This is a genomic window from Pseudomonas sp. FW215-R2 (assembly GCF_058789255.1).
The window spans coordinates 189,292-201,708 of the sequence record NZ_JBYTBO010000007.1 but is presented as its reverse complement, the minus strand read 5'-3'; the positions used below and the strand labels follow the sequence as shown (position 1 = coordinate 201,708).

The following is a 12,417-nucleotide window of genomic DNA, read 5'->3' as shown; positions in this document are numbered from 1 at the left end:
CTGCTCCCTCCCTGCACCCCTGGCATTCAGATCGGCCCGGGGCGCATCTAGATGAACCTGCACCAGCACCGTCTCACTACTAGAGAGAAAAATAATGAAATCTGCTTTCAACACATTGGTTCCGGGCGCTTTGGCCCTGTTGCTGCTCCTGCCCTCCGCCCTTCAGGCAAAAGAAGTCGAAACCCAGACCAAACTGGCCAACGTGGTGGTCCTTGCCACAGGCGGCACCATTGCCGGTGCTGGCGCCAGTGCGGCCAACAGCGCTACCTATCAGGCCGCCAAGGTTGGTATCGAACAATTGATCGCCGGCATCCCTGAGCTGAGCAAACTGGCGAATGTGCGTGGCGAGCAAGTCATGCAGATCGCGTCGGAAAGCATCACCAATGAAAACCTGCTGCAACTGGGTCGCCGCGTATCCGAACTGGCCGACAGCAAAGACGTCGATGGCATCGTCATCACCCACGGCACCGACACCCTGGAAGAAACCGCCTACTTCCTGAACCTGGTGGAGAAAACCGACAAGCCGATCATCGTTGTCGGCTCGATGCGCCCAGGCACCGCCATGTCGGCGGACGGCATGCTCAACCTGTACAACGCAGTCGCCGTCGCCAGCAGCAAAGAAGCCCACGGCAAGGGCGTACTGGTGACCATGAATGATGAAATCCAGTCCGGCCGCGACGTCAGCAAGATGATCAACATCAAGACCGAAGCGTTCAAGAGCCCATGGGGCCCGCTGGGCATGGTGGTCGAAGGCAAGTCCTACTGGTTCCGCTTGCCAGCCAAGCGCCACACCATGGATTCGGAATTTGACATCAAGAACATCAAGAGCCTTCCCGACGTAGAAATCGCCTATTCCTACGGCAATGTCGGCGACACCGCCTACAAAGCCCTGGCTCAATCCGGCGCCAAAGCCATCATCCACGCCGGCACCGGCAACGGCTCGGTGTCTTCTCGCGTCGTCCCGGCCCTGCAAGCCCTGCGCAAGGATGGCGTTCAGATCATTCGTTCTTCCCATGTCAATGCCGGCGGCTTCGTTCTGCGTAACGCCGAACAGCCTGACGACAAGTACGACTGGGTCGTGGCTCACGACCTGAACCCGCAGAAGGCCCGCATCCTGGCGATGGTCGCCCTGACCAAAACCAACGACAGCAAAGAGCTGCAACGGATGTTCTGGGAGTACTGATTCACCCTCGCCCGGTCTCATCCTGACCGGGCACTTCTCTCACCACTCGCCGCTTTGGCGGGTGGTGCAATTGCCTACACCGCCTTCGCACCTTTCCTGCACAAATATTTCGGATGAGCCACATCAAAACCGGAAAACCGCTGTCAGAGGATTTTCTTGATTTTTAAGCAGTTGCGAAAATGCTTACAGTTAAATACTGTATGCACGTACAGCTTAATAAGGATAACCTCGTGGCCACTTCCTCTGATGCTCCCGATGCTTACGAACGCATGGGCATGCGTGTCCAAAAGATCATCAACTCCCCCACCGCACAAAAAGCCAAAGCCGCTCTGATCTTCCGTCTCCCGGATGAACCGATGGATGAGTGGGAGCGCCTGCTGGAAGAGATCGACGAGAACGACAACGTCACCCTCGCCTATCGAGACGATGGTGGCGTGCAGATTTTCTGGGTTGTACCGAAGGAAGATTGACTCAATGATTGTCCGTTTTTTTGCTTTGCTTTTACTGTTCATTTCTCTAGGCGCCCACGCTGGCGCGCCCCGCACATTCAACGAGGCCAAGAAAGTCGCCTGGAAGCTGTACGCCCCACAATCCACCGAGTTTTATTGCGGGTGCAAATACACGGGCAACAAGGTCGACCTGGCCGCTTGCGGATATGTACCGCGTAAAAATGCCAAGCGCGCCTCCCGCATTGAGTGGGAACACATTGTCCCGGCTTGGGAGTTCGGCCATCAGCGCCAGTGCTGGCAGGACGGCGGACGCAAGAATTGCACACGCTATGACCCGAGCTACCAGAAAGCCGAAGCCGACCTGCACAACCTGGTACCCAGCATCGGCGAGGTCAATGGTGATCGCAGCAACTTCAGTTACGGTTGGCTACCGGTCGAAAAGGGTCAGTATGGTTCCTGCCTGACCCAGGTCGACTTCAAGGCGAAGAAGGTCATGCCCCGCCCTTCGATTCGCGGCATGATCGCTCGCACCTATTTCTACATGAGCAAGCAATACGGCTTGCGCCTGTCGAAGCAGGATCGCCAATTGTATGAAGCGTGGGACAAGACGTACCCGGTGCAAGACTGGGAGCGCCAGCGCAATCAGAGCGTGGCGTGCGTGATGGGTCGCGGCAACGAGTTTGTCGGGCCGGTGAACATGAAAGCCTGCGGCTGATCGTTCGCGCAAAAGAAAAGGCCTCGCGCTGCAAGCTCGAGGCCTTTTTTGTGGTTAGCTGCCGGGTTTGTTGTAACGCCAGTAGCCCATCAGATTGAGTGATTCGCGAGGAATACCGCGCTCCTTGATCAGGTATCTGCGCAAATTCATGACCGCAGCGGACTCACCGGCGACCCAGCCATAGAAACCGTCAGTGGCGGTTTCAGCGATTTCCCAGAGAATCTCCTGATCGATATCGACGTCAGCCAGCTCTATAGCCTGATTGACCATCGATGCGTCGACAGGTAGCGCCGCCTTTCGCACCGCCTCCACCATCAGTGTCCCGGCAATCGTCGCTCCCGCCCGCTCTCGGATCAACCACTGCACCGAAAGGCCACGCCAGTCCGGGACTGCAAGCATGTCCTGGGCACTGTCGACCTCGAAGAACACTTGAGTCTGGGGTGGTTGTGCAAGCGCTGCCAGCTCCTCGATAATCCCCATCGCGGCGGGCAATGCCGTTGAGTCGGCGACCAGCAAAAGCTGCTGGAGGGTTTGCGGAGGCCTCCATTCAAAGCCACCCGCCTCTTCGGCCGAGAACCGGCAATCGGGCGCAAGAATCTGCATCGACTCGCCCGGCTGCGCCCGAAGAGCCCAGCGCGAAGCCGGCCCGGTTTCGCCATGCAGTACAAAGTCGATGTCGACTTCGCCCTGATCGGCACGCAAATGACGAATGGTATAGGTGCGCATCGCCGGGCGCCGATCCGCCAGCATTGAGCGGAAACGAGCGTACCAACCCTCACCCTGAGAGAGCCGGGCTGGCGAACCGTCCGCAGCCGGGAAAAACAGTTTGACGCGCTGATCAGGCGCCCAGGTTGCCATCTCGGCAACAGCCGGGCTGGCGAGCGTAATCCGCATGAGATGCGGGCTCAGCTGACGCTTGTGACGTAAAACGACGTCGAACAACTTGTAGGGGTTGGCGGAGGCCATGCGGAGCTCCTTCTGAGAATTTTCGGTGACTCCTGTAAAAACGAATCACACCGGACTCCCTTTAGTCAGCTCCGCTGAAAGGAATGCTTATTGCGCTGCGGTACGTTCGATCACCAGCGTCTCGATGTTCTGCTTTTTCGCCTTGATCAGCGCCGCATTCACATCAGCCTGTTTCGCATCGGCTTCGGCCTTGGAATTGAATGGCCCCAGCAGGATCCGGGTTTTCCCGCTGGCATCCTTGATGACATTGGCGATAAACGCATGCTCGATCAACCACCCGCTAAGATCACTGACAGCCTGAGGCGTTTCACCGCGCACCTCCAGATCCCACTGCGGCCCGGACACGGCTGCCGGCGCTGCCACCGCTACCGATTTTGGTTTTTGCGCATCCACGCTCTTGCCTTCACCACATCCCGCCAATGCCAGTGCTGCGACTACCCAGACCAATTTGCGCACAACGCTTCCCTCTGAATTCTCGAAAGGGAGATCTTAACATTCGCGAATACTTCCAGAGCCCCGCAAAATGGGCACAAAACAACGAGATTGATGAATGCAGCACCTGTATAGTTACGCGCTGGGAATTAATGCCGCATCTGCGCGTCAGAAAGAGGCACCCAAACCGTGAGACTTCGCACTAATCTATACGTACCACCGACCTCTGCACTGTCTGAATCAGGTGCCCTACAAAGCAATCAAGGAGAAGACCATGCTGATACTCACCCGCAAAGTCGGTGAAAGCATAAACATTGGTGATGACATTACGATCACCATCCTCGGCGTAAGCGGCCAACAGGTTCGCATCGGCATCAACGCGCCAAAGAACGTTGCCGTACACCGCGAAGAGATCTACCAGCGCATTCAGGCTGGCCTGACCGCACCGGACAAGCCACAAACCCCCTGAGCCCTGCCGCAGTCAGTAGCCAGTCCGTTCACCTTCGCGTAATGACTGGCTAAAGATCCGAGCGCCGTATTGCCATCCCCCACCTCATTGGTGACGGCGCAGGCTATTTCCCCTCCTGCTGCAACTCCCTCCCCCTCCTTCTTCGCAACCGATACTAACCATCATTTCAATGGCTGGCTGTCGGACGTTTCCGAATAAAAGCAGGGAATCGCGCCCGCCTAGCCGAACGTCACCCCACGCGCCATCCCGGTGGCTGCTATCACCATCAGAACCAGCAACAGCGCTTCGGCATGACTGATTCGTGCAAACACCTTGGCCCGCCCAGTGTCGAGGGGCGTTCCGCGCGCCTGACCGACGCGCCATTTGATCAACGTAATCATCGGTGCGAGCTCCAGAAGCAGAATCAGCACAAACAGCGTCATCTTCAAATGGAACAGCGGCTGATGCAGATAGTAATCGGCGCCCTTTTCATAACCGCCAAAAGCTCGCATGCCACCTGTGATCAGCAGCACCAGCGCAGATATCCCCCATAGGTTGTCAGCGAGCAGAACCCGCCGAACCTCACCAGCCCCGGCAGCCAGGCGGCTGAATGCCGTTCCGCGTGTCAGGACGGCCCAGAACCCCAGGGCAAATGCCAGCAGATGAACCGCAGCAAGAAACCAATGAAACAGCATCGATGAACCCCCGTCAGACTGAGATGAAAAATCGGCCAGACAGTAGTAGTCGAAAAAGTGTGGACTTGCCCGATGCCGCGCCAGAAAGGCGCTCGGGTTGAGGGAGTCGGCAGGACGAAAGCCTGGGGAGAGGTAAATCGCAGGCAAAAAAAATCCCAAGCAGCTGATGGAAGCTTGGGATTTAAAAATGCATAAACCGTGGTGGTGAACGCGGGGCGGATATTACTGATATTTTCATTATGTAACAACGTATTTTTGATAACCGGTTGGTTCAATAAAATCGTAAGCCATTCAATATCCACATTATTTTTATGGTCTGCCAGGATCTGGCTCACCGTATGGCTTTGTGGAAAAACCATCGCCAGCAAGCAAACCCTTTTAGCCGCCCGTCACCCAAGCCGCACGCTCATCTCGTCCACCCCTCCAACAAGCAGATACCCTGAACTGAGGATTGGTCGATGAACAGAAAAATCGCAGCACTAGCCTTTGCTGGTCTTTTGTCGGCGAGCCCTATCGTCTCCATTGCCGGATCTGCCGTACCACCTGCCGCCATTCCCGGAGTGAACCAAGGTGGATCAGATTCCAAAGAAGACAAGGCTGACAAAAAAGGTGAAGAAGCATCCGGGTCAAACTCCGGAGCCGAGTCGCATGAAACCGACAAGGATTCAGCCAGCTCAAGCGGCTCGAAAGAAACCACCAAAGAGCCAAAGCAGTGAAGATGGCGCTGCCTGCATGGAAGACGTAGGGTATTGAAGCAATGGGGTTAGCTGGCTTTATACCCCACACTCAGGATTTGACCGCTACTGAAATACTTCGAGTTGTCCATGCAATTGATCCAATCGTCGAAGGTGATCTCGAAACCACGACACACAAGACAGTCGAGCGCAGGGAAGCATTTCCACTTACCCTCGACCAAGCCAGCGGCGTATGCCATATGACGAGGCGTCAACCATCTATAGAAAGTTTTGCGGTGTCACGAAATGAAGCCACATCGTATTTCCTGCATGATCCTTTGCTGCGTAAGCTCATTTGCAAACGCAACGGATGTACCCATCACAAAGGGAATGTCTTTTTTAAGTGCTCGAAAAGAGCTGATCAATCATGGCTGGAAACCATATATCACAAACGAGACAGAGCTAATTGGCACTGAGATCCTGCTCAAAAGAAGAGGCGTGGTAGAGGTAGAGCGATGCACACAAGGGGTGCAGTACTGCGAATTCAATTACAAAAAAAACAATAGGTGCCTGGTCATCTCGACGACCGGCGAAGAAATAAAGGACTTGGTCATAAATGGCTGGGGCTTCACATGCCCAGAAAAATACTAGCCATGCGCTAATCGTCGGCCTCGCCTACCGCGGCCGACAACCAAAATGATGAAAACGAATAAGGCGGTGGAGCACATAAAGATGTGCTCCGAGCTGACGCTCGAGGCGGCGCTTTGCAAATCGCAGTGTCTAGTCCTGAAATAGGTTTACACCTTTTTCACCCCAACGCCCGATGCGTTGCATCGGGCGTTTTGTATTTCAAAGACAGGTGCGGACGCTCGTGGTTGTAGATCGAGACCAACTCTCTCACCATCTTTTTCGCCTGCATCAAGTCCTGTGTTTGGCGGGGGCCAGGAACTGGCTGGAGCGATTACGGCAGACTCACTTCGCTCGCTCACACCTTCAGTTTAACCGCCGAGCAGGATGACAGTCCTTTGGTGTGGGCGGGCCACCAAATGCTTTTTAATTTGGCGCGTAGACCGCTCCCTACCCTGTGCAACATCCCGAAACGGCGGGGGCAGATTCTGAAAATATCAGCTTATGGTTTCGCCGAGCCCGCAACGCACTGCCTCAAGCGATCAGAATCCGTACCACTGCCTTCGCTGTTGTCGATATCGCCGTTACGGTCGATGTGAATTTCCGTCGTCGGCCATTTGGGCGTGATGTTGATACAGTGACTACGGCCATTGTCGCTCCACCAGTCGAGTCTCATAAAAAACTCTTCATTGGGAAAGATGTGTCCAACGTCTCCAGTTGTCTCGCCCGGACGCAAGTCGCCCCGAACAATAGTATGTTGTGTGTTCAGGACGTAGCTCATTTCCTCGGTGCCATCTTTCGAATAGAAGACATAGACCTTCGGCGGTGCGTAGTACCAGACCACAACCGCTGCAACCAGCAATAGGGCACCCCACCGTCCTATGTGTAGCGGTCTTTTCTTACTTGCAGACATGCTTTTGAACCCCTGTAGCCCATTCGGCTATTGGCACCGCCAACACCTTGTCCATGACGATTTGTGCGGTGACACCACCGTTCGGGTACTCCTTGTAGAGGTTCATCCCGATGATAATGGAAACCCTGTCAGGAACATCATCCCATGCCCGCATCCCTTCAACGCCTTCTGTTCTGCGTGGGCCTTTGAATCTCTCAGAGTTTCGCGCCTGCCGATACAGGTCGGAGCCTATTTGCTCAACACCGGCACCATCCAGCAGCACACTATCTGAAAGACCACCGGCTACACCTACATACCCATAATGGATGTTCGACCAAATGTCGTAGAAATAGTCATAGGCTCCCTGCTTGTGCCAAGGATTGGCACCAAAAAGCTTTATTAGTTTCGGTTTGTGATCCCATGGGCGATCCTGCCCGACTCGCTCCGTCCAGATGGCGAATGCCTTGACCTTCTTTCCGAGTGCCATGCTGTCGAACTGCGGGTCTTGGCCTAGACGCAGGTAGAGCGGCAACTCCATAAATTTCTTGCTTTCCGCCTCTGGATCGAAGCTGTTTAGTTCTTTCATTTCCAAGACTGCTGGGTCTTTGATATTGCGGTTCATTTCACCAGCGATGTAATTGGCCAGTTGCTCCATCATGTCCGGGTCGTTGCATGTGGTAGACGCTTCCGGTTGGTCTTTTTCTTCAGGTTTCTCTGCCTTTGCCTGTGGATCAACCAAGGCGTTCGCCGCCAAGGCTTTTTCTTTCAAATTTGGATCAGCGAGTAAGGTCGCCATCTTCTCATCGTCCACTGAGCCATCTGGCCGGAAGGCTCCCAGCGCCATGAAGTTGATGATTGTTGCACCGCCTGCGTCCCCCATTACAAATCCGCCACCGACATCGCCTGATCCGGTGATGATTGTTCCGCCATGGCTTGTGGGACTGCCCAAATGGGCCATAGGCCGCCCGTTCACTTGAATCGAGGGAAACCCGGTAGTGATAACAGCGCCACACCCACAGGTATCGCCAACACGTGCAGAACCCATGAAGTTGATATTCACGTCGCCACTAGCTGAGGCAATCGGGGTGGTGCCATGACCTGGCATTGGGCAGACATGCTTGTCACCCAATCGTGCAGAGGAAATCATTGATCATCCTTGACTCGTTGTGAAAAGTCTCAGCCAGTAGCTTGGCAGCGTCGACGCTAGCGGGAAGCTCGAGCAATGGCTGTAGGACAAATCCCAAAAGCCCTACTGAATGTTCCCGCGTTCCGTGTCATTCACCTAGATGCGGAGGATACCGGCTCAAGCCAGGCATGCTGAGTGGAGGCAATGTGCTTATATCGGATATGACATCGCACATTCAGTTATCAAGTATAACCGCCACAAAATCATCCGCTTTAGGCGTTCACATTGCCCAGTGTGAACGAACCCGATACTTTGTGAACGTTCTGAAGAAACGACAGACAACAAAAAAGGGCCCACCTTTCGGTGAGCCCTTCTAGACCGCCCAGCAGAGCGGATTTTGTTTGGTAGGCGCGATTGGACTCGAACCAACGACCCCCACCATGTCAAGGTGGTGCTCTAACCAACTGAGCTACGTGCCTGCTGTGAGGCGGCATTCTACGGAATTCCGGAGGGGTGTCAACACCTTTTTTTCACCTAACCCTATGAATATGCAAAATATTTAATTTCGCCCCGCCGCAAGAAGATTTCCCGGTGGCTGGCGGAGGTTTTTCAACTCGGGTAGGATCGTCGCACTCGTAAAATATATTAAACAGAGGCTGCAGGATGGCGAACACCCCTTACCCAGAGTCTTATTACGCGGCGTCGGCCAACGCCGTACCACCACGCCCTGCCCTGCAAGATGATGTGGAGACGGATGTCTGCGTGATTGGCGCTGGTTATACGGGACTTTCCTCGGCCCTGTTCCTGCTGGAGAACGGTTTTCGCGTGACCGTGCTGGAAGCCGCCAAAGTCGGTTTCGGCGCGTCGGGGCGCAATGGCGGGCAAATCGTCAACAGCTACAGTCGTGACATTGACGTGATCGAGCGCAGCGTTGGCCCAAAGCAGGCTCAATTGCTCGGGCAAATGGCATTCGAGGGCGGCCGGATCATTCGTGATCGCGTCAGCAAATACAACATCCAGTGCGACCTGAAGGACGGCGGTGTATTCGCAGCCATTACTGCCAAACAGATGGGTCACCTGGAATCGCAGAAACGCTTGTGGGAACGCTTCGGGCACACCCAGCTTGAACTGCTCGATCAGCGCCGCATCCGCGAAGTGGTGGCCTGCGATCAATACGTCGGCGGCATGCTCGACATGAGCGGTGGCCACATCCACCCGCTGAACCTGGCCCTTGGCGAAGCCGCTGCCGTGGAGTCCCTGGGCGGCACTATCTATGAACAGTCACCCGCGGTGCGCATCGAACGCGGCGCCAACCCGGTCGTGCATACGCCGCAGGGCAAGGTCAGGGCCAAATTCATCATCGTGGCCGGCAACGCCTATCTCGGCAATCTGGTGCCGGAACTGGCAGCCAAATCGATGCCGTGCGGCACTCAAGTCATCACCACCGAACCGCTCGGTGATGAACTGGCCAAAACCCTGTTACCGCAGGATTACTGCGTCGAAGACTGCAACTACTTGCTCGATTACTACCGCCTTACTGGCGACAAGCGCCTGATCTTCGGCGGCGGCGTGGTTTACGGCGCCCGGGATCCGGCGAACATCGAAGCGATCATCCGCCCGAAAATGCTCAAGGCCTTCCCGCAACTCAAGGACGTGAAAATCGACTACGCCTGGACCGGCAATTTTCTGCTGACCTTGTCGCGCCTACCTCAGGTCGGACGCCTGGGCGACAACATCTATTACTCCCAAGGCTGCAGCGGCCATGGCGTGACCTACACGCACCTGGCCGGCAAGGTACTGGCCGAGGCGCTGCGAGGACAGGCCGAACGCTTCGATGCGTTTGCCGACCTGCCGCACTACCCGTTCCCCGGCGGGCAATTGCTGCGCACACCGTTTGCCGCACTGGGCGCGTGGTACTACGGACTGCGCGACAAGCTCGGTTTCTAATGCGCAAAAAAAGGGCCGCTGAAAAGCGGCCCTTTTTACATCCAGCTCAAATCACAACTGATCCCGCGCAATCCCGCTGCGAATCCGCAGGATATCCGCGAGCACTGCCAAAGCAATTTCCGCCGGCGTCTTGCTGCCCAGGTTAAGGCCGATCGGCGCATGAATCCGCGCCAGCTCGCCCTCCCCCAACCCGCCAATCCGGCGCAATCGCTCGAAGCGCTTCTGCGACGTCTGCTGCGAGCCCATTACGCCGATGTAGAACGCTTCTGTGCGCACCGCTTCCATCATCGCCAGATCGTCGATACGCGGATCATGGGTCAACGCCACCACCGCCGTATCACGGTGGCAACCACCATCGGCGATGAACACCGACGGCAATTGCCGGCGAATCTCCACGCCATTGAGCACCACGCCTTCCAGCACCTCTTCACGCGGGTCGCAGAGAATCACCTCGAAACCGAGACCCACTCCGAACTCCGCACACGCCTGCGCCACGCTGGAATATCCAGCCAGCAACAAACGCTGAGCAGCACCGATGCGTATCCGTACCCGGTCGATTTCACGCTCGATCCGCGCACCTTGCTCGCGATCTGCAAACACGCTGCGCGCGCCAGTGGCCAGATCGACCTCGCGAATCAACCGGCGCTGACCCAGCAACGCCGATTCAAGCTCACGCAGATGCGCCTGCACATCGCAGTCGGCGTCAAATTTCTCTACCAGTACATCGAGAATGCCGCCACACGGCAGGCTGACCCGCGAGCGCGGATCGTCACCTTCGCCATAGCGCACCACGTTGATCGCATCGAGAAATGCACCTTCGGCGACACGCTCGAGAAAATCTTCCTCGACGCAGCCACCGGACAGCGACCCGATCCACTGTCCGCCGTCGTTCACCGCCAGCAGTGAACCCGGCGCGCGAGGCGCCGAGCCGTAGGTGGTCAGCACGGTGCAGAGCCAGATGCGCTGCCCCGCTATCGACCACTCCAGCGCCCGCCGCACAACCTGCAGATCGAGATGCTGCATGATCAGTGCGCCTTGTGCTCGATGGACGGTGCGTCAGCCTTGAGCTTCTGCACATCGCCCACCGCCAATTCAGCAGACTGACCACCCCAACCCTGACGCAGGTAGTTCAGCAGATCGGTCAGTTGTTCGGCACTGAGCTTGTCGGCAAAACCGGGCATCGGCTGCATGTGTTCGAACCCGGCGAATTTCTGTTCGCCGATGCCATCCTCGATCACTCGCAACAGGTTGCGCGGGTCTTCCAGACGCAGCGTGGTGTTGCCGCGCATGGCCACCGCGATGTGCGGTTTGCCTTCGCCACCAGCCGCGTGACAGCCGGCGCAGACGTTCAAGTATTCCTGACGACCGCGTTGAGCGCTGGCACTGAGTTTTTCCACCGGCACTTCGGCCAGCTCTTTCGCTGCTGGCGGCTTGTCGCCGAGCAGGAATGTTGCCATCGCCGCCAGATCCGGATCATTCAGGCCCTGGGTGCTGTTGTGGAACACCGGGAACATTTCGTTGAACATCGTGCCCTGAGCGCTCATGCCGTGCTTGAGGAACGTGCTCAGGTCCTGATGGTTCCAGCCGCGCGCCGCCAGATCCGTTGCCAGCAGGCTCGGTGCCAGATAGCCGTTGAGGATGCCGCCGGTCAGGCGCTTGTCCAGTTGCATCGCACCCGGCAAGCCGCGTGGTGTATGGCATTCGCCGCAATGGCCGAGCACTTCGACCATGTACTGGCCGCGCTTCCAGGCGTCGCTTTTGCCTTCGGCCGGCTCCAGCTTCAAGGCTTTGCCGTACATCATGTTCCAGCCGATCAGACCCGGACGCACGTTGAACGGAAAGCTCAGACTCGTCACTGGCGCGGCGCGCTCGATCGGCTCGATGGTTTTCAGATACGCGTGAATCGCATCCGAATCCGCACGCGGCATCAAGTGATACGAGGTGTACGGCATCGCCGGGTACAGGTTGGCGCCATCACGACGCTTGCCTTCAGTCAGCGCAGCGAAAAACTCGTCATCGTTGTACAGACCGATGCCGTGCTCTTTGCTCGGCGTGATGTTGGTGCCGTAGATCGTGCCGAACGGCGAGACGATCGGCAGGCCGCCAGCAAACGGCGCGCCGCCGGGCGCCGTGTGGCACGCCATGCAGTCGGCCGCACGGGCGAGGTATTCGCCGCGCTTGACCTGATCATCCGCGTGCACCGCCAACACAGGCACAGCCAGCCCGACCGCCAGGGTCAGGCGGGTCAGTAATTGCTTCATGC

General features: G+C 56.8%; 13 protein-coding genes, 1 tRNA gene and 1 pseudogene. 6 read left to right on the top strand and 9 right to left on the bottom strand.

Going from position 1 to position 12,417, the window contains the following annotated elements:
• The first annotated feature begins 94 nt into the window (after nt 1–94).
• The 3 genes from AC3WRD_RS12440 (at nt 95) to AC3WRD_RS12430 (ending at nt 2,347) form a co-directional block, all read left to right on the top strand.
• The gene (locus AC3WRD_RS12440; protein ID WP_085712019.1) at nt 95–1,183 is read left to right on the top strand and encodes an asparaginase; all 1,089 of its coding nucleotides are present in this window, start codon (nt 95–97) and stop codon (nt 1,181–1,183) included.
• Nucleotides 1,184–1,362: 179 nt separating this feature from the next.
• On the top strand, nt 1,363–1,653 hold the full coding sequence (locus AC3WRD_RS12435; RefSeq protein WP_096821268.1) for a DUF1654 domain-containing protein: 291 nt from the start codon (nt 1,363–1,365) through the stop codon (nt 1,651–1,653).
• A 4-nt stretch (nt 1,654–1,657) separates the two neighbouring features.
• Nucleotides 1,658–2,347, top strand: coding sequence for an endonuclease (locus AC3WRD_RS12430; RefSeq protein ID WP_096821267.1), 690 nt, complete (start codon nt 1,658–1,660; stop codon nt 2,345–2,347).
• Between the two features lie 54 nt (nt 2,348–2,401).
• On the opposite strand, the gene AC3WRD_RS12425 is transcribed toward AC3WRD_RS12430, so the two are convergent.
• The gene (locus tag AC3WRD_RS12425) at nt 2,402–3,313 is read right to left on the bottom strand and encodes a siderophore-interacting protein (RefSeq protein WP_102621545.1); all 912 of its coding nucleotides are present in this window, start codon (nt 3,311–3,313) and stop codon (nt 2,402–2,404) included.
• Between the two features lie 87 nt (nt 3,314–3,400).
• The gene (locus AC3WRD_RS12420; RefSeq protein WP_102621544.1) at nt 3,401–3,769 is read right to left on the bottom strand and encodes a penicillin-binding protein activator LpoB; all 369 of its coding nucleotides are present in this window, start codon (nt 3,767–3,769) and stop codon (nt 3,401–3,403) included.
• A gap of 250 nt (nt 3,770–4,019) precedes the next feature.
• Between AC3WRD_RS12420 and csrA the strand changes: the two genes are divergently transcribed.
• A complete protein-coding gene (csrA, locus tag AC3WRD_RS12415) occupies nt 4,020–4,214 on the top strand; it encodes a carbon storage regulator CsrA (RefSeq protein WP_003179932.1) in 195 nt (64 codons plus the stop codon).
• A 218-nt stretch (nt 4,215–4,432) separates the two neighbouring features.
• On the opposite strand, the gene AC3WRD_RS12410 is transcribed toward csrA, so the two are convergent.
• Nucleotides 4,433–4,888, bottom strand: coding sequence for a DUF2214 family protein (locus AC3WRD_RS12410; RefSeq protein ID WP_102621543.1), 456 nt, complete (start codon nt 4,886–4,888; stop codon nt 4,433–4,435).
• 458 nt (nt 4,889–5,346) lie between these two features.
• Between AC3WRD_RS12410 and AC3WRD_RS12405 the strand changes: the two genes are divergently transcribed.
• Nucleotides 5,347–5,604: a hypothetical protein gene (locus AC3WRD_RS12405; protein WP_096821263.1), complete on the top strand. Its 258-nt coding sequence runs from the start codon at nt 5,347–5,349 to the stop codon at nt 5,602–5,604.
• A 738-nt stretch (nt 5,605–6,342) separates the two neighbouring features.
• Here the strand turns inward: AC3WRD_RS12405 and AC3WRD_RS12400 are convergent.
• From AC3WRD_RS12400 to AC3WRD_RS12385, 4 genes and pseudogenes are all read right to left on the bottom strand, one after another.
• Nucleotides 6,343–6,487 (bottom strand): annotated as a pseudogene (locus AC3WRD_RS12400) (integrase core domain-containing protein); the annotation flags it as partial.
• Between the two features lie 204 nt (nt 6,488–6,691).
• On the bottom strand, nt 6,692–7,102 hold the full coding sequence (locus AC3WRD_RS12395) for a hypothetical protein (RefSeq protein ID WP_102621542.1): 411 nt from the start codon (nt 7,100–7,102) through the stop codon (nt 6,692–6,694).
• Nucleotides 7,089–8,228 (bottom strand): polymorphic toxin type 44 domain-containing protein, encoded by a 1,140-nt coding sequence (locus AC3WRD_RS12390; RefSeq protein ID WP_102621541.1) that lies wholly within the window; start codon nt 8,226–8,228, stop codon nt 7,089–7,091. The genes AC3WRD_RS12395 and AC3WRD_RS12390 overlap by 14 nt, the downstream gene beginning before the upstream one ends.
• 381 nt (nt 8,229–8,609) lie before the next feature.
• Nucleotides 8,610–8,686 (bottom strand) — tRNA-Val (locus tag AC3WRD_RS12385).
• A 184-nt stretch (nt 8,687–8,870) separates the two neighbouring features.
• On the opposite strand from AC3WRD_RS12385, the gene AC3WRD_RS12380 reads away from it, so the two are divergent.
• On the top strand, nt 8,871–10,154 hold the full coding sequence (locus AC3WRD_RS12380) for an NAD(P)/FAD-dependent oxidoreductase (RefSeq protein ID WP_102621540.1): 1,284 nt from the start codon (nt 8,871–8,873) through the stop codon (nt 10,152–10,154).
• A gap of 51 nt (nt 10,155–10,205) precedes the next feature.
• On the opposite strand, the gene AC3WRD_RS12375 is transcribed toward AC3WRD_RS12380, so the two are convergent.
• Entirely contained in the window at nt 10,206–11,177 is a 972-nt protein-coding gene (locus AC3WRD_RS12375; RefSeq protein WP_102621539.1) for an XdhC family protein, read from the bottom strand.
• Nucleotides 11,178–11,179: 2 nt separating this feature from the next.
• A complete protein-coding gene (locus AC3WRD_RS12370) occupies nt 11,180–12,415 on the bottom strand; it encodes a c-type cytochrome (protein ID WP_102621538.1) in 1,236 nt (411 codons plus the stop codon).
• Nucleotides 12,416–12,417 lie beyond the last annotated feature (2 nt).